Annotated in this window: 14 protein-coding genes; 10 read left to right on the plus strand and 4 right to left on the minus strand. The window is 56.1% G+C overall.

Annotated features, from left to right (window positions below; translation table 11 throughout):
• The first annotated feature begins 196 nt into the window (after positions 1 to 196).
• The 4 genes from LOC70_RS20235 to LOC70_RS20250 all read left to right on the plus strand — a co-directional run bounded on the left by LOC70_RS20235 (position 197) and on the right by LOC70_RS20250 (position 5,266).
• Positions 197 to 2,287 (plus strand): NAD(+) synthase, encoded by a 2,091-nt coding sequence (locus LOC70_RS20235; RefSeq protein WP_230255785.1) that lies wholly within the window; start codon positions 197 to 199, stop codon positions 2,285 to 2,287.
• Positions 2,288 to 2,356: 69 nt separating this feature from the next.
• Positions 2,357 to 2,701 (plus strand): rhodanese-like domain-containing protein, encoded by a 345-nt coding sequence (locus tag LOC70_RS20240; RefSeq protein WP_230255786.1) that lies wholly within the window; start codon positions 2,357 to 2,359, stop codon positions 2,699 to 2,701.
• 462 nt (positions 2,702 to 3,163) lie between these two features.
• Positions 3,164 to 3,967 (plus strand): crotonobetainyl-CoA--carnitine CoA-transferase, encoded by an 804-nt coding sequence (locus LOC70_RS20245; protein WP_230255787.1) that lies wholly within the window; start codon positions 3,164 to 3,166, stop codon positions 3,965 to 3,967.
• Positions 3,968 to 4,108: 141 nt separating this feature from the next.
• On the plus strand, positions 4,109 to 5,266 hold the full coding sequence (locus LOC70_RS20250) for a DUF1570 domain-containing protein (protein ID WP_390889062.1): 1,158 nt from the start codon (positions 4,109 to 4,111) through the stop codon (positions 5,264 to 5,266).
• A gap of 36 nt (positions 5,267 to 5,302) precedes the next feature.
• Here LOC70_RS20250 and LOC70_RS20255 read toward each other — a convergent pair whose 3' ends face one another.
• Complete coding sequence (locus LOC70_RS20255) at positions 5,303 to 6,571, minus strand: DUF1559 domain-containing protein (protein WP_230255788.1); 1,269 nt, start codon at positions 6,569 to 6,571, stop codon at positions 5,303 to 5,305.
• Positions 6,572 to 6,788: 217 nt separating this feature from the next.
• Here LOC70_RS20255 and LOC70_RS20260 point away from each other — a divergent pair, with 217 nt between their 5' ends.
• The 6 genes from LOC70_RS20260 to LOC70_RS20285 all read left to right on the plus strand — a co-directional run bounded on the left by LOC70_RS20260 (position 6,789) and on the right by LOC70_RS20285 (position 17,316).
• Positions 6,789 to 7,184, plus strand: coding sequence for a Dabb family protein (locus tag LOC70_RS20260; RefSeq protein ID WP_230255789.1), 396 nt, complete (start codon positions 6,789 to 6,791; stop codon positions 7,182 to 7,184).
• A 290-nt stretch (positions 7,185 to 7,474) separates the two neighbouring features.
• Positions 7,475 to 8,446 carry a LysR family transcriptional regulator gene (locus LOC70_RS20265; RefSeq protein ID WP_255716511.1) on the plus strand — a complete coding sequence of 324 codons (972 nt, stop codon included), beginning with the start codon at positions 7,475 to 7,477 and terminating at the stop codon, positions 8,444 to 8,446.
• A gap of 68 nt (positions 8,447 to 8,514) precedes the next feature.
• Positions 8,515 to 13,080 (plus strand): glutamate synthase large subunit, encoded by a 4,566-nt coding sequence (gene gltB / locus LOC70_RS20270; RefSeq protein WP_230255790.1) that lies wholly within the window; start codon positions 8,515 to 8,517, stop codon positions 13,078 to 13,080.
• Positions 13,081 to 13,224: 144 nt separating this feature from the next.
• Positions 13,225 to 14,727: a glutamate synthase subunit beta gene (locus tag LOC70_RS20275; RefSeq protein WP_230255791.1), complete on the plus strand. Its 1,503-nt coding sequence runs from the start codon at positions 13,225 to 13,227 to the stop codon at positions 14,725 to 14,727.
• Between the two features lie 190 nt (positions 14,728 to 14,917).
• Entirely contained in the window at positions 14,918 to 16,444 is a 1,527-nt protein-coding gene (locus LOC70_RS20280; RefSeq protein ID WP_230255792.1) for a trypsin-like peptidase domain-containing protein, read from the plus strand.
• 176 nt (positions 16,445 to 16,620) lie between these two features.
• On the plus strand, positions 16,621 to 17,316 hold the full coding sequence (locus tag LOC70_RS20285) for a 3-keto-disaccharide hydrolase (protein ID WP_230255793.1): 696 nt from the start codon (positions 16,621 to 16,623) through the stop codon (positions 17,314 to 17,316).
• A 331-nt stretch (positions 17,317 to 17,647) separates the two neighbouring features.
• On the opposite strand, the gene fliG is transcribed toward LOC70_RS20285, so the two are convergent.
• The 3 genes from fliG to LOC70_RS20300 all read right to left on the minus strand — a co-directional run bounded on the left by fliG (position 17,648) and on the right by LOC70_RS20300 (position 23,078).
• Positions 17,648 to 18,655, minus strand: a complete 1,008-nt coding sequence (fliG, locus tag LOC70_RS20290; RefSeq protein WP_230255794.1) for a flagellar motor switch protein FliG — start codon at positions 18,653 to 18,655, stop codon at positions 17,648 to 17,650.
• 292 nt (positions 18,656 to 18,947) lie between these two features.
• Positions 18,948 to 20,615 carry a Na+/H+ antiporter NhaC family protein gene (locus LOC70_RS20295; RefSeq protein WP_230255795.1) on the minus strand — a complete coding sequence of 556 codons (1,668 nt, stop codon included), beginning with the start codon at positions 20,613 to 20,615 and terminating at the stop codon, positions 18,948 to 18,950.
• Positions 20,616 to 20,654: 39 nt separating this feature from the next.
• The gene (locus tag LOC70_RS20300; RefSeq protein WP_230255796.1) at positions 20,655 to 23,078 is read right to left on the minus strand and encodes a hypothetical protein; all 2,424 of its coding nucleotides are present in this window, start codon (positions 23,076 to 23,078) and stop codon (positions 20,655 to 20,657) included.
• Between the last annotated feature and the right edge of the window lie 44 nt (positions 23,079 to 23,122).

A 23,122-nucleotide genomic window follows, 5' to 3' on the forward strand; every position in this document is an offset into this window, starting at 1 on the left:
ATTCGTTCTGGCTTCCGCGTTCGCTTTGCCGGAAAGTGCGAATGACAACGGTTGCTATACTGTTCCGGACAAATGCATTGGTCGTTGTGATGCCTATCCACCGGGCGTTTTGCGGTAGGTTTGGCGAAAATAGGTGCCTCGCGTGAGGCAGCATGCATTCGACTTGGAAACCTTCTGACTGCGAGACACCTTCGTTTTGACTTCCTCGGATCCCTCGACGTTCACGCGGCAGCGGAAAGATCACGGTTTCTATCGAATCTCGGTTGTCTCTCCGAAAGTGACCGTTGCCGACCCGCGCGCCAATGCGGAAGCCACGATCGCAAGCGTCCATGCAATCGCCCGCGAATCCAATTCGGACCTGATGGTATTTCCGGAGTTGGGTTTGTCTGCCTACACCTGCGGTGATCTTTTTGCGACGCAAACGCTTTTGCAGGCATCGCAGGACGCACTTCTGCATGTCGCGGAACAGACCCGAGATTATTCCGGGGTGTTGGTGGTGGGCTTGCCGTTTCGTGTCAACACCAGCGTGATGAACGTTGCGGCGGTGGTCTGCGGCGGACGCGTGCGGGGGTTGGTGCCAAAAACGTTTTTGCCGAACTACCGAGAGTTTTACGAGGCTCGCCATTTCAAAGCGGCTTCGCCAGCGGATCCAGTTGAGGTTCGTTTGGGGAATGATGACGTTCCGTTTGGGACGGATTTGATCTTTCGTCATGGCACTGCGAAGCTCGCCGTTGAGATCTGTGAGGACCTTTGGGTTCCCGTTCCGCCCAGTAGCCATTCCGCACTGGCCGGCGCCAACGTCATCGCAAACTTGTCCGCGAGCAATGAACTGATTGGAAAGGCCCAGTGGCGTCGCGATTTGGTGGTCAGTCAATCTGGACGACTGTTGGCCGCGTATGCCTACGCTTCAGCGGGCGGCGGCGAATCGACTAGTGATCTTGTTTTCGGCGGCCATTGTCTGATCGCGGAAAACGGTGCTTTGCTCGGAGAATCACGACGTATCGGTGACGGCGTTGCTGATTCATTGCCAATCGAAACGCAGTTGACTCGAGACGTTGACTTGCAGCGATTGGATCACGATCGACGCGTCACAGGATCGTTCGATGATTTCCAAGCGTCTCTGCCGCGAGACTACCGAACGATTGAGTTGGCCAATGTGGTGACGAAGGCGTCGACAGCCAACTCAGCCGGGCCCGAGAAGCGGAACCCACAGCAGAAGAGTGGCGTTGATGGTTTGCTCCGGTACGTGGACGCCCATCCGTTTGTGCCCAGCGAGACCTCCAAACGGGAAGAACGGTGCGCCGAAATTCTTGCGATCCAGACTGCCGGTTTGGTGAAGCGATTGCAGCAGTTGCCCGCTGACTTGCCTTTGTCAATTGGTGTGTCGGGTGGTTTGGACAGCACGTTGGCGTTGCTGGTCGCGGCGTCCGCAGTGGATCAAATGAAGCGTGACCGGCAGGTCATCGACGCGATCATCATGCCTGGGTTTGGAACCACGGCCCACACCAACGACAGTGCACTTCAGCTCGTTCGTGGTTTGGGTGTCTCGTACGAGAGCATCGACATTCGTCCGCTCGCGTTGCGTACGTTCTTGGACATCGGGCATTCGCCCCTCGGTTTACAAATTGACAAGCAGACCGAGGTCGACGAGTTGCAAACTCGATTGCAAAAGGTCGCATCGGATGCAAAAGACCTCAAGTTCGAAAACGTCCAGGCTCGTTTGCGAACGATGGTCTTGATGAGTCGAGGATTTGTGTTGGGCACGGGGGATCTGTCGGAGCAGGCTCTTGGATGGAGCACTTACAACGGTGACCACATGTCGATGTACAACGTCAACACTTCCGTGCCAAAGACGCTCGTCCGCTATCTCGTTCAATACGCGGCGGATCACGCCTATCGCGATTCCTTGCACGAAACGCTGCACCGAATCGCCGACACGCCGATTTCACCGGAGTTGTTGCCACCGACGGAGGACGGCGAAATTCGCCAGAGCACGGAGGCCTCGATCGGTCCTTACGAACTGCACGATTTCTTTCTCTATCATTTCGTTCGCGGCGGGTGTGGGCAGGCCAAGTTGTGTTTTTTGGCGAAGCAGGCCACGTTCCACTCGCCTCATTCAGATGACGTGATCGAGCAAACGGCCGAAACTTTCATTCGCCGATTCTTTCAAAATCAATTCAAACGCAATTGCGTGCCCGATGGACCGAAGGTTGGTTCGGTTAGTTTGTCGCCGCGAGGCGATTGGCGCATGCCGGCGGATGCGTCCAGTGCGGCTTTCCGAGACTGACGAAATCGTGCAGGATGGTACGGAGCTCTCCACGTTCCACCCGCGACCCTATCTGAACCAAAGTGCAATATGACCAGCGACGCCGCCCTGCCCATCGAAATCACGGTCCAAGACCTCGAAGCCTTGCGCAGCCGAGATGCGTCGTTCGTCTTGTTGGATGTCCGGGAAACGGAAGAGTACCAGACAGCTCGCATCGAAGGATCAAAGTTGCTGCCGATGAGCGAGATTCAACAGCGTTTGCCTGAATTGGAAGAGCACCGCAACGACCACATCGTGGTGCAGTGTCATCACGGCGGTCGCAGCATGCAGGTGACTCAGTTCTTGCGTGCACAAGGTTTCGACAACGCTCAAAACCTAGCCGGCGGGATCGACCAATGGTCGGTGCAGATCGATCCGTCGGTACCGCGTTATTGATTCGTGTTATTGATTGGTAGACGAGTTCGCTTAAAGGAGACTGCGAAGCTGCTCGTTAAGATGCGCGGTCTGGGTCGAGGTTGCTCGTTGAGGCGTCTTTACATGTCATTCGGATTGTCTTGGTCCTGACGATCCTGCCTCGTCGATAAGCGATGTCAGTCATCCAAACTTCGACGGAGCAGAAATCTGATGTCGCGAAACCTCTCAAACGTATTTCCAGCGAACCCTATGCTTGGCAGCGAACAAGCAATCTCGGGGGCGAGTTTCACAAGGCGAATCACAGCGGCGGCTTTGGTTGCCGTGTTGATGGTCGCCAGCAATGTCTCGAGCGTGCGGGCACAATCCTGTGGCTGTGGCGAACCAGCCTGTGGGTTGGAAGCAGCAACCTGCGGGTGTGAAACGGTTGGTGTGGAGGAACCGACTTGTGGGTTGGAGCCTGCATGCGGTTGCGAAGCACCATTGATGTTCCCATCGCTCCGAGCCCGTTTGGCTGGCTGCGGTTGTGAGGCGGAACCTGAGTGCGGAGCCGAGCCACTGTGCGGCGTCGAACCGTTTTTCGCGGCGGAACCCAGTTGCGGTTTGGACGGCAGTTGCGGCTGCGAGATTTCGACTGCGTCTGCATGTAACAAGTGCGATTCAGGCGGTTTCTTGACTCGTCATCGAGTTCAAAAGTGCAATCCGATTTACCAAACGTTGGATCTGGCGGCCGGGGGCGTGGAAGGTGTTTTGAAAGCCGGTTCGTATCTGTTGTGCGGCACCCCACGTGAACGGGCTCGGCAACAAGCTTGCAAGACTGGATGCCAAACATGCAACCATTGCTCCGCGGCGGCGACACATGTGCATGCCGCCCATGGAAACCAACCAACGTTTGAGTCACCGGTGGTGGAGCAACACATGACACCGCATCCGATGACGCCAACGGTCCAGTCGATCCCAACGCCCGCTCCAAACGTGACGCCCTTGATGGATCCACCGCAGACCACCATTCATAAGACTTCGCCAGGGTTGCCTGTTGTGCCGACACCGGCACCCGCGACGGGAACTCGCGGCGGTTCATCCAACGGTCGTGCAGGTTCGCTGTTCGACGAAATGCGAAATCCGTTTGAGGATGATTCCGCGAGCCTTTCCAGTCGCCGTTCCAGCGTCCGTCAAACTTCGTTCGAAAATGGCGAGCTGCAACCTGTCCGACGGACACCAACGCCCGTTCGCCGGGCTGCGACCAAACCCACCGAAGTCGACGATTATGCGGATTACTTCCGCCAATAGGTTTGGATTTGGCTCGCGGAAAGGATGGCTGCCGTGAGCCGCATTGAAGATCGTTTACAATGGCGATGGGCATTTTGCTCGTCGCCATTTTTCGTTGCGTGATCCGGCTGGACGTGTAGTTGACTTGAGAACGATGACGGCATGGTTTGTGTGTTTGGTTCACTTGTGAGAATTGGTGAGCCCGGAAGTCAAGATTTGGAATTGTTCGTGGTTTGTCGTTCCGGAATTTCGATTGGCGTTGGTGTCCTGCTGGGATGCTGCGCCTTGGTTGGAAGCCACGCGTTCGCGGACGTGATCACATTCACTGACCGTGACCAAGATCCTTCTGTGGAACGCACCATCGACGCCGAAATTTTGGTGGAGGCCGCCGATGGTGGTGTGTTGGCGCGATGTGATGCGGGACGTCTGTGGACGATTCAGCCTGACCAAATTGTCAGCCGAGTCGAGCAGCCGGCCGGTCCGCCGATCGACCAAGACACCATGGCGCGTCGAATGTTGGAGGAATTGCCCTCCGGTTTTCAGGTATATCGCACCGCGAATTACCTGTTGCTGCATCAAGGGAACGAAGCGTACGCGCGAGATTGCGGCGTGTTGTTCGAGCAGCTTCATCGAGGCTTCTTCAGCTATTGGCGAAATCAGCAGGTTGAGCTGAATGAGCCTCGCTATCCGTTGGTCGCCATTGTGTTGGCCAACCACGACGAGTTTGTTCGTTACGCGAGCCAGGAAATTGGCGACACCGCGAAGAGCGTGATTGGTTACTACCATTTAGAAAGCAACCGGATGATCACGTTTCGCGTTCCCAATATTGAACGCAACATTGCAACGATCATCCACGAGGCGACTCACCAGTTGGCCTACAACTGTGGTTTGCAAACCCGATTCGCTGACAATCCGATGTGGGTGAGTGAAGGCTTGGCAATGTTTTTCGAATCACCCGACTTCAGCAACCCGCGGGGGTGGCGCGGCATTGGTCGAGTGAACGCGGTCAACCTGGGACGTTTCCGTCGCTATGTTCCTTCGCGTCCAGGAGACTCCCTCGCGACGCTGGTCTCTGACGATTCGCGATTTCGCTCGGTCGCGACTGCGGAAAATGCCTACGGGGAGTCGTGGGCACTGACCTATTTTCTGCTGCGGACACAGCGGAAAGAATTCATCGCGTATCTGCAGCAGCTCAGCGAATCTAAGCCGCTGTCCGAAAGCTCGCCTCGTGAACGAATTGAGATGTTCGAAGAAGCGATGGGGATGAGCTTGCAAGAATTGGATCGCAAGTTCATTGCCTACATGCGGCGAGTGCGTTGAGTCCGGGGAATAGTTTTTCGCCCGATGACCGATTGCTTAAAACTCCCCGTTGATGATCTCGCCCGAGGCGCGTGTCCCCAGAGCACCCCATAGTCCGTAAGGGCTTTCCGACCCGGCGGGTGTGACGCTGTTGGTTTGTCCAGAAAGTGCTTTGCAATAGACACAAGGAATTCGAGAATCTCCGGCTTCGATCGAGTCAGTAATGAACTTGACCGCTCCATCGGACATGACGACATGGACACCGCCCACGTGATAGCTGCTGGGCGGAGCAATACCGTAGGTGTCCGAATGTCCTACCAAGCACAGTTCAGAGTTCGGGCCCAGGATCGTATTGAATTGAGACTGCAGCGTGTGGAAGTCCGCCCATCGCAAACCGCGTTGTGAAATCGGAGCGTAAACGTTTGCCGCGTCGGTCCAATAGTTCGGACGTTCCGGATCGATGTAGCCGAGATCGAAGCAACGTTTCGGGTTGTTGGCAATCTGAAAGAAGCCTCCCTTTGCATTGGTGAATCCAATCGTTCGGTTGTCACGGTCACCCAGCCCCGTCGCGATTTCGCCGACCGCGATGGTGTTGCTCAATCCGTCGGTGAAGTCGCGGAACTTCATCGATTTGCGTGGAACAAATGCACCGCGAAGGCCACAACGGGCTCGTTGCGACGCGAGCGATTGGTTGTATTCCCAACGATTTGCAGAGGTGTTCCAGACGGTCACTCCGTGTTCGGCTTCGTAGAATCCGTCGCCCGTGCAAGCGGCGTAGTTGGTGCGACCAAGGCCGGGCAATCCGTAACCAGGATCGCTCGGACATCGGAACGTGGGGATCTCGGTCGCCCAGGCCGGGTAATCAATCGTCCACGGACGGGGACCAAATGCGGGCCAGATATCGCCGTCGTCTTCGATCAATGGATTGCTGATCATGGACCAGATTGATTGCTGCTCCACAAACGGAAGCAGGCCGACCAGGTAGGTCAGTTCCATCCGCGTGAAGCCGGTGCCATCGTTGGCGGAGGCACGTCCGGCGGTGTTGTCATTTTCGTCCGTCGGCCCGACACCATGAATCGGCAACTGGTTGAATGCGGAATGATAGTTGTGCAGCCCCAGGCCAATTTGCTTCATGTTGTTGCCGCAGCTCATGCGACGGGCGGCCTCGCGAGCTGCCTGCACAGCGGGAAGTAGCAAGGCGATCAAAATGCCAATGATGGCGATTACTACCAACAACTCCACCAACGTGAAGCCGCGGAATTCCGAGTCGAGATATGGTGCTCGGCGAGCGTTCGATTTGAACGACAGGGTGGGGCTCAGCGGCATGACATGTCCACGATTCGATGGAGTTGAATGTCAATGCATCCGTGCATGTCCGTTCAGGTTTTAGGGAGCTGACCCATGCTGAACAAGTAAAAAATTGCAGCCCGCATTTGGAACGATGTCACAGCGGCCTTCGATTTCGTGCGCACGACTAGATCTGGTGCCACAGAGGAGGAACAATGGAGCCAACGTTCACTTCCGCCACTTCTGAGATTTTGTCATGCGTTTGTTCATTGGTTTAGGAATTTGTTGTTTGATCGCTGCGGTGATGCAGTTATCCGCGACCGGGGCCGAGAAGGAGGCATCGAAAAAGGTGTTGCGTCACGTCGTCATGTTCGGCTTCAAAACCACCAGCTCGGACGAAGATGTCCAAACGGTGGTCGATGCATTTCGCAAACTGCCCAGCGAAATTCCAGAGATCGCTGATTTCGAATTTGGCACCAACAACTCACCTGAAGGCCTGAACGATGGTTTGACCCATTGCTTCCTCGTGTCGTTCGATAGCGAAGCGGATCGCGAAACTTACCTGCCGCATCCGGCCCACAAGGCGTTCGTGGAAGTTCTCAAGCCGCACCTCGAAAAAGTGGTGGTGATTGATTACTGGGCCGATAAGTAGTCGCGATGAGTCGTCCAATTGATGTCTGATTCGAACGGTTCGCCGGCTGCCGCCAGCCCATTTTGACGGCAGGCAGCCCGCCATCGCCCGCCGACGAGTCACCTCCGGAACTTGCAAAAAGCTCGGGATTTGCGGACTCAAACCGCTCCCGAGCTTTTTCGTTGCGCGGGCGAAATTTGCAGCGGACACGCAACGCTTGACCAAATTTCGATCCCTGGCTATTCTCCCTCATCAGCCCGTCTGAAATTAGCGGGTTTCACCATAAGGAAAATTAATACAGCAGGTTGTCTTTGCAGTTCCGAACGCTCGAATTGTTTTGCCGTGTCGCCGATCAGCGCAGTTTTTCGAAGGCTGCCGCCGATAGTGGTTTGACACAAAGCGCGGTCAGTCAAGCCATCAGTGGGTTGGAAGAATCCATTGGTGCGAGCTTGATTGATCGTTCGAGTCGTCCATTGGGTTTGACGGAGGCCGGTGAGATTTATCTCTGCGGCGTTCGCGATGTCATTCGGCAGTACAAGGAACTGGAACAACGCGTGCGTTTCCGCGGGGAACGATTGACGGGCAGCGTCACCGTCGGTGCGATCTACTCGGTGGGTTTGAGCTACATGCCCGAGGCCACCAAAGTTTTCGAGACTCAGCATCCGGACGTGAAAGTTCGAACGGAGTTTGGTAGCAGTCAACGCGTCGTCCAAATGGTTCTCGATGGTGGCGTGGAATTCGGATTGGTGAGCTTTCCACGAACCACCAAAACGCTCGGATGCATCCCATGGCAATCTGAGCCCATGCGATTGGTTTGTTCCGCCGATCACCCGTTGGCGAAACGCACGGAGGTTTCGGCTTCTGAGCTCAGCGGCATGGAGATGGTTGGGTTCGAACGCGGTTTGGTGTTGCGACAAGCGATCGACCAATGTTTGAAACGGGCCGGCATTTCGGTTGTCACACAGATGGAATTTGACAACGCCGATTCGATGGTCCGTGCGATCCAAGCCAACCGTGGTTTGGGGATCGTTCCCGAAGCCGCCGTACGACGTGAAACGGCCAATGGAACGATCCGCGTGGTCGCTTGCCCGGAAATCCAATTGGTTCGCCCTTTGGGCATTATCTTCCGACGCAGCAGCACGCTCAGTCGGGCCGCGATCGAATTGGGATCGCTTCTCTTGGGACGGGAAATGGAGCCCGAGTTAAGAACCAAGTCCGAGGCCGCGAAAGCGGATCGAAAGAAAAATCAAAGTAAAGATCGGGCGGTCTCCGTCGTCGCGTGATTCGCAGCGACTGAAACATTCGCCATTTCAATAGTCCACACATCCCTCATCCCCAAGTTGTTTTTGACATGAACAAGCAACCTTTGTTTCATCTGCCGCCGGCCCAAGGACTGTATGACCCTGAGCACGAAAAGGATGCGTGTGGCGTTGGATTTGTCGCTCATATTAAAGGTGCACCCAGCCATCAAATCGTGATCGATGCCGATACGATTTTGCAAAACATGGATCACCGCGGTGCGTGTGGTTGTGAACCCAACACCGGTGACGGTTCGGGCATCATGTGCGGATTGCCCCACAAGTTTTTGGCCAAAGTTGCCAAAGCTGACTTGGGCGTTGAATTGCCCGAGCCTGGCAAGTTCGCCGCCGGTTTGATCTTCTTGCCAACGGACGATGCCGAACGTCAGATCTGCAAAGACTCCATCGCTCGGTTGATCGAAGAAACCGGTCAAAAGCTGATCGGTTGGCGTGACGTGCCGCAGGAAACCGACGCGGCCGACGTTGGTCCGACCGCTCGTCAAAGCGAACCTGTGATCGAGCAGTTGTTCGTCGGCGCAGCAGATGGTTTGAGCAACGAAGAATTTGAACGCCAGTTGTATTTGATCCGCAAGCAAGCCAGTCACGAGCTGCGCGGCGGAACGAAGATCCAGCAAGCGTTGATGTTCTACGTTTGCTCGCTGTCGACCAAAGTCATCATCTACAAAGGGATGCTGACGCCGGCCCAGGTGATGCCGTATTTCCCCGATCTTCGCGACGAAGATTTTGAAACGCATTTGGCGATGGTGCACAGTCGTTTCTCGACGAACACGTTCCCTAGTTGGGACCGTGCACAGCCGCTTCGTTTCATGAGCCACAACGGTGAGATCAACACGCTGCGTGGAAACCGCAACTGGATGCGTGCTCGAGAAGGCACCGCTGCCAGCGAAATCTACGGCGATGAGCTGAAGAAGTTGTTCCCCGTTATCGAGCCTCATTTGAGTGACTCGGGAACCTTCGATAACGTGCTGGAATTTCTGTTGATGAACGGCCGGACGCTTCAGGAAGCCATCATGATGATGGTGCCGGAAGCTTGGCAGAAGCACGAAACCATGCCGGAAGAGAAACGTGCTTTCTATGAGTATTTCAGCTGCATGATGGAACCGTGGGACGGTCCCGCTTCGATCGCTTTCACCGACGGAAAGTACATCGGTGCGACGTTGGACCGAAACGGTCTGCGTCCCAGCCGTTACTACATCACTCACGACGATCGCGTCATCATGGCCAGCGAAGTTGGCGTGTTGCCGGTCGACCCATCCATCGTGCGTGAAAAGGGACGCTTGCAACCTGGCAAGATGTTCTTGATCGACTTTGAAGCCGGCCGTTTAATTCCGGACGAAGAGCTCAAGAGCGAATTCGCTCGCAAGATGCCTTATGGAAAATGGTTGAAGCAACAACGCATTCGTCTGGCTGACTTGCATCCGGAAGCCGAAGGCCACGGGTTCGATGGCGAAACCTTGCTGCCACGAATGCAAGCGTTCGGTTACACGGCCGAGACGATGAACTTCATGTTGCGTCCGTTGGTCGAGCAATTGCGTGACCCGGTCGGCTCGATGGGCAATGACTCCGCGCTCGCTTGTTTGTCCGACAAGCCGCGGATGATCTACGACTACTTTAAGCAACTGTTTGCTCAGGTGACCAACCCCGCGATCGACTCGATTCGCGAAGAAGTCATTATGTCGCTGGAGTGCTACATCGGTCCTGAGCAAAACTTGCTGTCGGCGACGCCGGAGCACTGCCACCGTTTGCTGGTGGATCACCCGATCTTGACCAATGAAGAGGTGGCCGCGCTGAAGCACATCGATCACGAACGTTGGCATAGCCGCGTGATTGATATCACGTTTGATCGCAGTGAAGGAAAGGCCGGCTTGCAAAAGACGTTGGCTCGGATCTGCGAAGAAGCTGAAGCCGCTGTTGACGAAGGTTTGCAAATCATCGTCCTGAGCGACCGCAACGTTGCCTACGACCGCGTGCCGATCAGCATGCTGTTGGCGACTGGGGCCGTGCACCACCACTTGGTCACCAAAGCCAAGCGGACTCGCGTGGGGATCGCTGTTGAAACCGGTGAAGCTCGCGAAGTGCACCATCACTGTTTGTTGATTGGTTACGGTGCGGACGCGATCAACCCTTACCTGGCGTTTGAGGCCTTGTGGCAAGCCCACCGCGATGGGTTGATGGACCCGACGTTGGACGACGACAAGATCGTTGCCGCTTATCGCAAGGGTGTCGCTAAGGGCATGCTGAAAGTCATGGCCAAGATGGGGATCAGCACGCTGCAAAGCTACAAGGGTGCACAGATCTTCGAGGCTTTGGGATTGAAAGACGAAGTCATCGACCGGTGCTTCGTTGGCACGGCGAGCCGCATTCAAGGCGTGACGTTTGACGTCATCGCGGAAGAAACCCTGCGTCGTCACAACCTCGGTTTCCCCGAAAAGGAATCCGACCGACTGACGCAATTGCCCAACATGGGCGAGTTCCACTGGCGAGCCGAAGGCGAAAAACATGCTTGGAGCCCACAGGCAATCAGCACGCTGCAAATCGCTGCTCGGACCAACAACGAAGACGCGTACTGGAAGTTCTCGCACGAGATTAACGAGGACAACCGGACTCGTTGCACGCTGCGTGGTTTGCTGGACTTCAAGGAAGACGTTGCCGGACCTGCGATTCCTCTGGATGAAGTGCAATCCGCCAAAGAAATTGTCAGCCGGTTCTGCACCGGAGCAATGAGTTTGGGCAGCATCAGTGCGGAGTCTCACGAGACGCTCGCCGTTGCAATGAACCGTCTGGGCGGCAAGAGCAACACCGGTGAAGGCGGCGAGGATCCCAAGCGATTCCAACCGCTTCCCAACGGTGACTCGAAGCGTTCTGCGATCAAGCAAATCGCGTCCGGACGATTTGGTGTCACGATTGAATACCTCAGCAACGCCGACGAACTTCAGATCAAGGTTTCGCAAGGAGCCAAACCTGGAGAAGGCGGTGAGTTGCCCGGTAAGAAGGTCGACCGCTACATCGCAAGCATTCGCTACAGCACACCAGGTGTGGGCTTGATCAGCCCGCCGCCTCACCACGACATTTATTCGATCGAGGATTTGGCTCAGCTGATCCACGATTTGAAGAACAGCAACCCATCGGCTCGTGTTAGCGTGAAGTTGGTCAGCGAAGTCGGTGTCGGGGTGATTGCATCGGGTGTGGCGAAAGCTCACGCCGATCACATTCTGATTTCCGGCGACACGGGTGGGACGGGAGCGTCTCCGCTGACCAGCATCAAACACGCTGGTTTGCCATGGGAATTGGGGATCGCTGAAACGCATCAGGTGTTGGTGCTCAACGACCTGCGTAGCCGCGTCGTGTTGCAAACCGACGGTGGTTTGAAGACCGGACGTGACGTGGTGATCGCCGCGTTGTTGGGAGCTGAGGAGTTCGGTTTCTCAACCGCTCCTTTGATCACGCTGGGCTGCATCATGATGCGGAAGTGTCACTTGAACACTTGCCCCGTCGGAATCGCGACGCAGGATCCCGAGCTTCGCAAAAAGTTCGCCGGCAAGCCCGAACACGTTGTGAATTACCTGTTCATGGTGGCCGAAGAGGCTCGCCGCATCATGGCGCGTCTGGGCTTCCGCACGATCGACGAGATGGTCGGGCGAAGCGACGTCCTGCACACGGATGCTGCGATCAAGCATTGGAAGAGCGACGGGTTGGATTTGACATCGGTGTTGAAGCCTGCCGAACGTCCTCACGACAAGGTCGAGGTCATCTGCACACGCGGTCAGGACCACGGTTTGGAAAAGTCGTTGGACATGACCAAGCTGGTTTCGGAAGCGATGCCCGCGATCGAAAATGGCGAGTCCGTTCGCATTTCATCGCCGATCATCAACATCAACCGAACGGTTGGAACGATCTTGTCTCATGAGATCGCCAAGCGTCACGGTCAAGCCGGTTTGCCCGACGACACCGTGCACATTGATCTGACAGGGTCCGCGGGACAAAGTCTCGGTGCGTTCCTAGCTCATGGTGTGACGATCGAGTTGGAAGGTGACGCCAACGACTATGTTGGCAAAGGCTTGTCGGGCGGTCGCATCGTCGTTTATCCGCCTCGCGAAAGCACGTTTAAAGCGGCGAACGAAATCATCGTTGGCAACGTGTGCTTGTATGGTGCCACCGGCGGCGAAGCGTATTTCAGCGGTCGAGCTGCCGAGCGTTTCTGCGTTCGCAACTCGGGTGCACGTACCGTCGTTGAAGGTGTTGGCGACCACGGATGTGAATACATGACCGGTGGTCGTGTGGTTTGCCTCGGCGAAACCGGACGCAACTTCGCAGCCGGTATGTCGGGTGGGATCGCCTACATTTGGGATCGCAAAGGCGATTTCAACATCAACTGCAACTTGGCGACCGTGGAACTTGAGAAGATCGAGGACGCGGAAGAATTGGCGGAGGTCAAAGAAATGATCCAACGTCATCACGAGTACACCAAGAGTGCTTTGGCGGCCGAAGCGTTGGCCGACTTTGACACATTCGTTTCTCAGTGCGTGAAGGTCATGCCGACCGACTACAAACGCGTGTTGCAAGAAATGGCGGCGGAAAAGAAAGCCGTCAGCGTTTGAGCTGAGTCATGAGATTCGCCGTTTCAGGCGGATAACGGCAAGCGAAGCGGCGAGGAGTGATTTCCTCGCCGTCATTGGCTGGCGAACCTCGTTCGCCGACCAACACCACACCGAACATCTCCCCAATTCAATAAGGACCATCCCATGGGCAAGCCCACTGGATTCAAAGAATTCGATCGCGAAAAAGTTGCTTGGCGACTGCCGGTTATTCGTATCAACGACTATGACGAGATTTATACCGAGCCCAAGACGGAGCACTTGCAGCGACAAGGTGCTCGTTGCATGGATTGTGGCGTTCCCTTCTGTCAATCGGCGACCGGGTGTCCCATCGACAACCTGATCCCCGAGTGGAATGACTTGGTCTACAACAACCGCTGGAAAGAAGCCATCGAGCGGTTGCACAAGACCAACAACTTCCCCGAGTTCACCGGTCGCGTGTGTCCCGCGCCGTGTGAAGGCTCGTGCGTGTTGGGAATCACCAACCCGCCCGTGACGATCAAAAATATCGAGAACGCAATTGTCGATCGTGCTTGGGAAGAAGGTTGGATCACCGCCGAGCCGCCTCAACAACGCACCGGCAAAAAGGTTGCTATTGTCGGTAGCGGACCTGCAGGGCTGACCGCAGCGGACCAATTGAACAAGGCGGGGCATTTGGTCACCGTGTACGAGCGAGCCGATCGAATCGGCGGTCTGCTTCAATACGGCATTCCGAACATGAAATTGTCGAAGAAGGCTGTCCAACGTCGAATCGACAAGATGACTGAAGAAGGCGTGACGTTCAAAACCGGCGTGAACGTCGGCAAAGACATCTCGCCAAAGGACCTGCAAGAACAGTATGACGCGGTGTTGTTGGCATGCGGTGCGACCAAACCTCGCGATTTGCCAATCCCAGGCCGCGAGGCCAAAGGCGTTCACTTCGCGATGGACTTCTTGACCACCAATACCCAGCAACGCGTGCACGGCGACAGCCTCGGTAGCGACTTCATCAGTGCCGAAGGCAAAGATGTGATTGTCATCGGCGGTGGAGATACCGGAACGGACTGCATCGGCACGAGCCTTCGTCACGGATGCCGAAGCATGGTCAACTTCGAGTTGTTGCCCAAGCCACCGGCTGAACGAGCCGACGACAACCCTTGGCCAGAATGGCCTCGCATCTTCCGTGTCGACTATGGACACGAAGAAGCCGAAGCCAAATACGGCAAAGACCCTCGCGAATATCAGATCCTCAGCAAAGAGTTCCTGAAGGACGACGAGGGCAAGCTTTCCGGCATCAAAACAGTCCAAGTCGAATGGACCAAGAACGATGAAGGCGGATGGCAAATGGCCGAAGTCGAGGGCAGCGAGAAAGTTTGGCCGGCTCAATTGATCCTTTTGGCCATGGGTTTCCTGGGGCCAGAGCAAACCATCGCGGAAGCGATTGAGTTAGAAACCGACGCTCGCAGTAATTTCCAAGCAGAGCATGGCAAGTACGCGACGAACGTCGACGGAGTCTTCGCCGCAGGTGACTGCCGTCGCGGACAAAGTTTGGTCGTTTGGGCGATCAACGAAGGTCGTGGCGCGGCTCGTGCGATCGACATCTTCTTGGAAGGTTCCAGCAACCTCCCCGCGCCGGGCCAAACCATGGGCACCGCCATGGCGGCTGTTTGAAGTTGAAATTTCGGTGTTCTGCCGAGTGGTGAACAAAGCGATGCGGTTGGCTGTTTCAGTCAATCGCATTTTTTTTGCGCAAGCGAGGAATCGCTCGTCGACTCGGGGGCTCAATCTCTTCGCTAGACTATGGCGTGGTCGGACGCAGCGGATGCGTCTTCAATTGCTGCTAAGAAGAGAATGACGAGTGATGAGGCAAGTTTGGACAACCGTCGGTTTGCTGGGGTTGGTGCTTTGGATGTCAGAGACGACCCAGGCCCAGCGACATCCATCATTGGACCCGCAGTCGCCTCGCTGGTCGCCGTTGGTGGAGGTGATCGCGAAGGTGGAGCCCGCGGTCGTGGGGCTGTTTCTTCGAGATGAATTCACCGGCGGGTTCCAAACCGGAAGCGGAACGATCATCCATCCAGCGGGATATGTTCTGACCAACGACCACGTGCTTTCCAAAGACGAAGGCTATGCCGTGCTCGGTAAGAAAGCCACTCGCTTTGAAGTCGTGGGCCGAATGCCGGAGAAAGACATCGCCATCGTGCGGTTGCTGCATGTGAAAGGGCGATTGCCGACTGTCCCGCTCGGTCAAAGCAACGACGTCCATAACGGGGAGGCCGTTGTTGTCGCCGGTAATCCTGGTGGCCGTGGCATGACCATCACCTCGGGGATCATCAGTTCCAAAAAGACTTATTTGGACATGCCCAATGCGTTGATCGGTACTCAGTACAACTTGGAAGCTCGCGATGACTTCATTCGCTTTGATGCCGCCAGCAATCGTGGCAACTCAGGCGGACCATTGGTCAACATGGAAGGCAAGATCATCGGGATCGTTTCGCGAGTCAATCCAGAGGAACAAAACGCCAGTTTCGCGATTCCGATTGACCGAGTCCGCCGTTTGTTTCGAAGGGTTGTGGAGCCGGAACTTCGGCACAATCAGTGGGTGGGGGCGAAGCTCAATCCGCTTGCGGACGTCGCGCTTGTCAGCACGGTGGAACGGGACTCACCGGCGGAACGAGCGGGGCTGCAACCTGGTGACACCATCGCGTCCGTCAATGGATTGCCGGTCAATCACGCCGCGGATTGGTCGCTCGCTTTGGATCATGCGTTTCGCGAATCAGAGTCGTTGGAGGTGGTCGCCATCCGACGCGGAGCATCTTTGCCGCTCGCCATCGCGACAGAATCCGTTCGTCCGATGAAAGCGGTGCAATCGGATGAGATTGTGGAGGGCATTGCGTTTCGGCTTTACCATGGTGAGTTCAAAAAACTGCCGTCGTTTGAAACGATGGAAGTAGCTCGTTCCGGCGAAGTGGCAACTTTGAATCTTCGCGAGATCCAGGCCGACCGAGAGGATGATTTTGCGTTGGTCCTTGATGCATTCATCCAAGTTCCGGAAGACGGTTTGTATCGGTTTCAGATCACCTCGGACGATGGCAGCCGGGTCTTCCTTCACGACAATTTGTTTCTGGATCACGATGGCAACCATCCGCCGATGACCGTCAGCCGGTTGCTGAGAGCGGAAGCGGGATTGCATCCTATCCGAATCGAGTATTTCGAAGGTGGCGGCCATCAGGCACTCACGGCCAAGTTGATTCCAATTGCCGAAACAAGCGGTGATACAGAATCCGATGAAGGCGAGCCGGAGTCAGCGAGCGGGGCGGAAGAGCTAGATGAGCTTGAAGCGGAGTCTGACGGGTTGAAATGGTTTCGCAGCAAGAATGCGACGTGAATCGCTTCCGCCTCGAGGGAGCGACAACGATGCGAACGTCTGGATGTTCGTTCCGATGGATTTGCTTGCCCCAAGGTACGCTTGACCGACTAAAATCCCTGGCGAATCACTCCGTCGGCAGCACCTGTTCTTGCGCCGTTTCGGGCTCCCACCTCCTTTCCCTCCAGAAGTGTTTTATGAAAAAGTTGTTGTACGCGTTAGCCTTTTTGTCCGCAGCCAATTTCGGTCCCGTCGTTTCAGAGGCTCCCGCGGAGGATGCGGCAAAGTCAGAATGGATCACTTTGTTTGACGGCAGCAATCTCGACGCATGGCGAGAATACAACCGAGAATCGGTGACCACCGGTTGGAAGGTCGAAGGCGACGTGCTGACCTGCATTTCTCGCAAGGATCAGGGCGAGAAAGCTCGTGGTGAAAACATCATCACTAAAGAGAAGTTCGACGCGTTTGAACTCGAGCTGGATTTCAAGGTCACGCCCGCGGCCAACAGTGGCGTCATGTTTCACGTTTTGGAAACGAAGAAGCCGCCTTACTACACCGGTCCTGAGATCCAGATCCAAGACCACAAAGGCGGCCACGATCCGCAGAAATGTGGATGGTTGTATCAGCTGTATCCATCGGAGACGGATTCGACCAAGCCCGCTGGCGAATGGAACCATCTGCGTTTGATGGTCACGCCCGACAAATGCCAGATTGAAGTCAACGGCGTCTTGTACAGCGAGTTCGTCAAAGGCAGCGATGACTGGAACGAACGCGTTGCGAAGTCCAAATTCGGCAAGTGGGAAGGATTCGGCGAAGCCACCAATGGCCACATTTGCCTGCAAGATCACAACGACGAGGTGTCTTACCGAGACATCAAGATCCGTCGTCTTTGAATGGGATCATTGATCCGCCGACTGTGAAACGGTTGGCGTGAAACATGGTGGAGGAAAGGGAAGGGCCATGGTGAAGCCCTCCCTGCCTCACCATGGCCCTATCATTGCTGGAACGATGGCACCGATCGTTCCACCCTCCCAATCCATGGTACAAGGAGTATCGGACGGTACCGGTCAGATGCTCCAACCGTTTTGGGCTGGTGAAACGGATTTTCTGAAACAAAGAATCCGAAAGCTGTCGTCGGACGCGAAAATGCGGTCAAGTTGTGTGAGGATCCAATGAAGGATGACTCGCTTGGCCGCGAACAATCGCCCCGTTTTTGCGGAACGACTAGGTGACGTACTCTTCTTCCGCTTCGCCGGATGGCCGCGAAATTTCGCCCGTGTCTTCGAGATGGCGGACAATGTCCACGATCTTTTGCTGAACACCCTCGACTTCGCTGATTCGCACGCTGCCGAGGTATCCCATTTCTTCTTGCAGGTTTTCCGCGGCGCGAGAACTCATGTTTCGCAGCACTTTCTGCTGCAATGCCTCGCTGGCGCCTTTGAGCGCCATCGCCCACTGAGAAGTCTCCACGTTTTTCAGCAAAGCCTGGATATCGCGGTCGCCCAGTTTCGAAATGTCTTCGAAAACGAACATCAGGCGGCGAATGTCCTCGGAGAGCTCCGGATCTTCGCGACCCAGTGATTCCATGATCGTGCGTTCGATGGCACGTTCGACCACGTTGAGGATCTCGGCCACGCTTTCCACGCCGCCGGCGTTGCTGTGTTGCTGGTTGACCATGTTGCTGAGCCGTAGCTCCAACCCGCGTTCGAGTTCTGCCACCGCAGTGGGACTGGTGCGGCCAATGGAGGCGATGCGTCGAATCACTTCGAGTTGTTTGCCGCTCTCCAGGCCAGCCAAAACCTCGGCTGCGTAGGACGAGGGGACGTGCGACAGGAGCAGAGCGATGGTTTGCGGGTGTTCGTCACCAATGAATTGCAGCAGTGTCTGTGTGTCGACTTTCTTGACGAAGCCAAACGGCATGGCTTCGATGGTTTGCTGCAAATTGCCGATTAACTCAGTCGCGTCGCGGCCCAGGGCCTCCTTGATCAGCTCCTTGGCCCGCTCCAAACCACCGGGACTGGCGTAGATCGAGCTGGCTTTGCTGGTGAGGAACTCAGCAATGACGACTTCTTGTTCATCGCCACCGACCGAGTCGATTTGAGCGATTTTGATACTGATGGTTTCGATCAGCCTTGGTGGCAATTGACCAAGAACCTTGGCAGCTACTTTCGTGGGAAGACTCATCAGCAAAATCGCTGCCTTGGTCAGTCCTCGATCGTCTGGCATGTTCATGGTGGATGAATGGTTCAATTCGGATATCACCAACTACGCAGGACGCAACCAGCAGCGAACAAACGGTGGCAGAACACGGCCACCCAATACAAAAGACTCCAGCGAGGTTTCTAGGTCGTGGGATTGGCGGACGAAGAAGCCGAGCAGTGGCGGAGACTCTTCGTTCATCATCGGCAAATGGATCCATCGGCTCGATCAGGCAATCGAATGTGACGATTGCAACGACGAATCACCACGCAAGATCGTCAGAACCCGCAACGTCCAATGCGATCCATCACGATCGAACTCACTGTCAGTCCGAGTTGCCGTCGGGACGTCTTCCAAGGAACCGCAACGCCACCCAAAGAAGGAACCCGGCAGCAAACAGGCTGACCCAGGGCGAGATGCCCCATGATGCCGGCAGTGTCCCAAACACAATGCAGGCAATCCCAACAATCATCGCGTAGGGCATTTGCGTCCGAACATGCAGCACGTGATCACAGCCGCACGCACGGCTGGACAGCACGGTGGTGTCCGAAAGCGGAGAGCAGTGGTCGCCGAAGATCGCACCCGCCAAAACACTACTGAAAGTCGCCAGACAAATCGGTGATGTCGCCAACGACTGGGCATTGTTGACGTGAAGCGATTCCAGCCCGATCGCCGGAATGATCCCCGCCGCGATGGAGTCGGCTGACAGTGAGGCCAATGTGGCCGAGGGAGCTTGTTGAAGCTTGATCGAGAGAGCCACCGCGATCGGCGTCAGGATCGCCATGGTGCCCCAACTGGTCCCCGTCGCAAAAGCGATGAATGCTGCCAGAAGGAAAACGCTGGTGGGCAACAGTTCGATCGGCAGACCATCGTTCAGAACAGAAGCCAGGTAACCTCCCGTGTTGAGTTGATCCGAACCCGTCAGAGACGAGAGTCCCCAGGCCAGCCACAGCACGGCCATCGCCGGCATCATTTGCCACATGCCCTTGGCGGATCCCATCACCACCAATTCCCAAGAAACTCCACTGAGCAAGACAGCTAAAACACCCGCAACGAAGAGACCCGCGGCACCACCGGCAACCAATGCCAAGTACGAATTGCCTGAACCGACGATGTCGCCAATCAGTTGTCCAAACGACATGTCGGGATCGATCGTTTGCGGGGTGCCCGTCCAAACCAGGACTCCAAGAATCGCTGCCAGACAAACCAGTACTGGAACCACGGCGGCGAAGGTATCGGACCAGCGTCCAGTGGAAAGGTCGAGGCTGTGTTTCTTGGTGGACTTCAACGCCGCATGTTCTTCGTTCCACATGGGACCGAAGTCCCGGCCGGAGGTCGCCACCAGAAACACGAACCATAGAGCGAGCAACGGGTAGAACCGATACGGCAGGCTCTGCAGAAACACCGAAAACGTTTGGGACGAGGCGTCCAGACCTGCATCAGCAAGTCCCTGTTGCAGATAGCTCAGTTCCGTTGCGACCCAAGTGCTGACCAGGGTGAGCCCCGCGACAGGAGCCGCCGTGGAATCGACCAAGTACGCAAGCTTTGCACGCGAAATACCATAGCGGTCCGCTGTGGTTCGCATGGTGCCGCCCACCAACAAGGTATTCGCGTAGTCGTCGAAGAAAATCAGCAATCCTGTGAAGCCGATCAGCGTTTGCCCACCGATGCGGCTGGCCACTCTTCGTGTCCAACCGGAGATCATGCGTGCCATGCTTCCCGCGGATTCCAACACGCCCACCATGGCACCCAGAAGCATCGTGAACGCCAGCACATGCAGGTGATCCCAGTCGCGAACGGATTGATCGATTGTTTGATAGGCTCCGGTGAGTGTTCCAAGCAAAACATCGGACACACCGTCCGCATTCCGATTGGCCAACAAGGCGGTGCCAACAACGATCCCCAGCAACAGTGGAATCAACACGCGTCGCGTCGCCAGAGCCAAGATGATCGCGACGGCGGGAGGCAAAATGGATTCGATGCCGTCGGACATGTTCTTCTTCGTCTTTCGTCGTCGATGCGGTCGTCTTGGCTATCGCAATCGCGACAATCTCAGCGGTGCCGACAGGCTTTGCGTCGCCTCGGCTTCGGCGAGGTCCAGTTGCATGTACTGTGGAAGCAGGTCCAAAATTGCTTTGCGTTCAGCGGCGAAATCTTCTACACCACGCAGTAATTCAAATGCGTGCAGTCGGATCGCCGCCGCGTCGCGACCGTTGTAGCGAGGGGCAATTTTGGACCAGCGGATACCAAGCTCGCCTCGATCGCGGGTGGGCTGGTCACGCTCCGCACCGACGTCGTCACGCCACTGCATCTCCGCTCGAGCGAGTGATGCCAAACGGGAATCCGAAGCTTCGCACATCAGCGGCAGTCCCTCTTCCCAACGGCGAAGTTGCAAACAAAGCGTGCGACCGTAGACACCTGCGGACGCCGCGGATTGTTTCATTCGTTGCAGTTCGTCTTCGTCCGGCAAGGTTTTGATCGAAGAGAGCAGGTCCTCCAACTCCGTTTGTGAAGCTTCGTCCGTGGTGAACGGGGACAGTTTCTCTGCCAACAACCCCAGTGTGGAACACCATTGGTTTCGATTGTCGAGAATCAACTCGTCGAGCAACTCATTGGCTCGCATCAACAAGTGGTTGAGGTTCTCGGAGGAAGAAACGGTTGCCCGGCAATCGCTCCAGCTTTCGACCATCTTACGGAGCGTTGGGTCCGACCAAGCGGGGGACTCAGTCGATGTTGACGCAGATTCGTTCGACGGCGGATTGCCGATGGCGACAGCGGTTTGATCCGCGAGTGATTCGGCTCTCGCATGAATCTGGTCCAGCGGTTCCGTCAACCAACTTGCACGCAGACACAGGTTCATCGCCGCCAAGTGCTCGAGCGAACCGGGGCCCGCCAATTCCGAGATCAATTCCCACTGATCGATTAAACCCTCGGATTCGCCGCGTTGGAAACGGCGAGTGACTCGATCGGTTTCGTTCCAAAGTTGTTGCGTGGCTTCTTCGATCTCGACGATGGTGAATGGTTTTTTGCCAATCGCAGGAGCGGGATTTTGAGGAGGACTGTCAACGGAGTCGTTTGCGTTCGCGGATGAGACCGGCATTGTCTCGGCGAGTTTGTCTTCGACGTCTTCTGCAGCGTTGTCGTCAGCAGCGTTTTCGACCATTTCCACGACGGCGGGGCCGGCTACCTCAGGAGGTGACATGTCGGTGTCGGGCTCGACCAAATCGGCGTTCAATTCACGCGAATTTGGCTGCATTGCATGAGCCTCATCCAACGTGTTTTCCATTGGGTTCAAATCGGGCTGGCTGATGTCACTTTGCGCTGCATTGGAAGCATCGTCAGTCAAGTTTTCCAAAGCGAGTTGGTCGACCGGCGGCGATAGAGAAACCGGAGGCTCATCACTCGCTTCGGTTGGGCTGGCTTTCGACGAACTCGACGTTTCGATGCCGCTGGGTGTTTTGAGCTCGACTGCGTCTCCCGTTGGCGGCTTCGTAGGAACGTTTGGCTCTTGTTCTTGGCTCGCCTCTTCTGCGGTCGCCACTGGTGGTGCGGCCTGACGACCGCCCAACCAATAGGCAAGGTAAAAGGTGGCCGCCAAACAGAGAACCGAAAGACCGATGAGCGTTCGAACCTCCATCATCCATCGGCGGACTCGGCCGCGGTTCAATCGCATCTCTTCCAGGACCAGCTCGTTCTCGTTGCGTGGAGGAAGGTCCTCCATCAACGAACGTTCATGAGCCGGTTGGATCCAGTTGGTGTCTGTCTTGTCGGAAGGCGGCGGAGCGACACTCGCGTCGACGGCCGCATCGACCAAACGCTCGACCGATTTGGCTTGGTCGGATTTGGTGTTGCTGTCGTCCGGAGCGGTTGGCGGCGGCCCTGGCACCAATTCGTTGTTAGGTTTGCTGCGGCTCGTTTGGGTTGAGGGCGTCGCCGCGAACTCCGTCAATTGAGAGAACTCGGTGTGGGCGACAAACTCCAGTTCGAACGGCAGGATGCGTCCCAGTTGAACCTGTTGATGTCGGTCGATGCGGTAACGCGGATCCATCACGCGGTAGGCCGACGTGATGACTCTCGCCAAGTGGCATTCGTTGACCGTCGATGGTTTGCTGACTTGAACGGACGCCAAGGCCCCCGCACTGCGTTTGGTCGCGTTGCGGATGATATGCAATCGGCTCTCGAAGGTTCGCAAACCCAGCATCGCGAATTGCAGTTCATCCAACAGGTCGTTGGCGAGTTGCGGATTGGGATGGCACTGGATGATCTGATCGAAGATCGATTCGCCACCGCTGTCTTCGCCCTCCAATCCGTCGGACTCCGCCGTTGGCAATCCCGGCCGAGTCAACGCATCGCCAGCAGCCGGTTCGCGATCCGACGGCGGGACCGATTCATCCGGCGTGGCGTCGCCCACCGGAAAATCGATCGGTTGTTCGCTAGGAGGATTGGAATCGGACATAAAGCAGACGCTGCACCGAGGACGGAAGCCAACGAATCAACAAA

The sequence above is a fragment of the Rhodopirellula halodulae genome, from assembly GCF_020966775.1.
Taxonomy (GTDB): Bacteria; Planctomycetota; Planctomycetia; order Pirellulales; family Pirellulaceae; genus Rhodopirellula; species Rhodopirellula halodulae.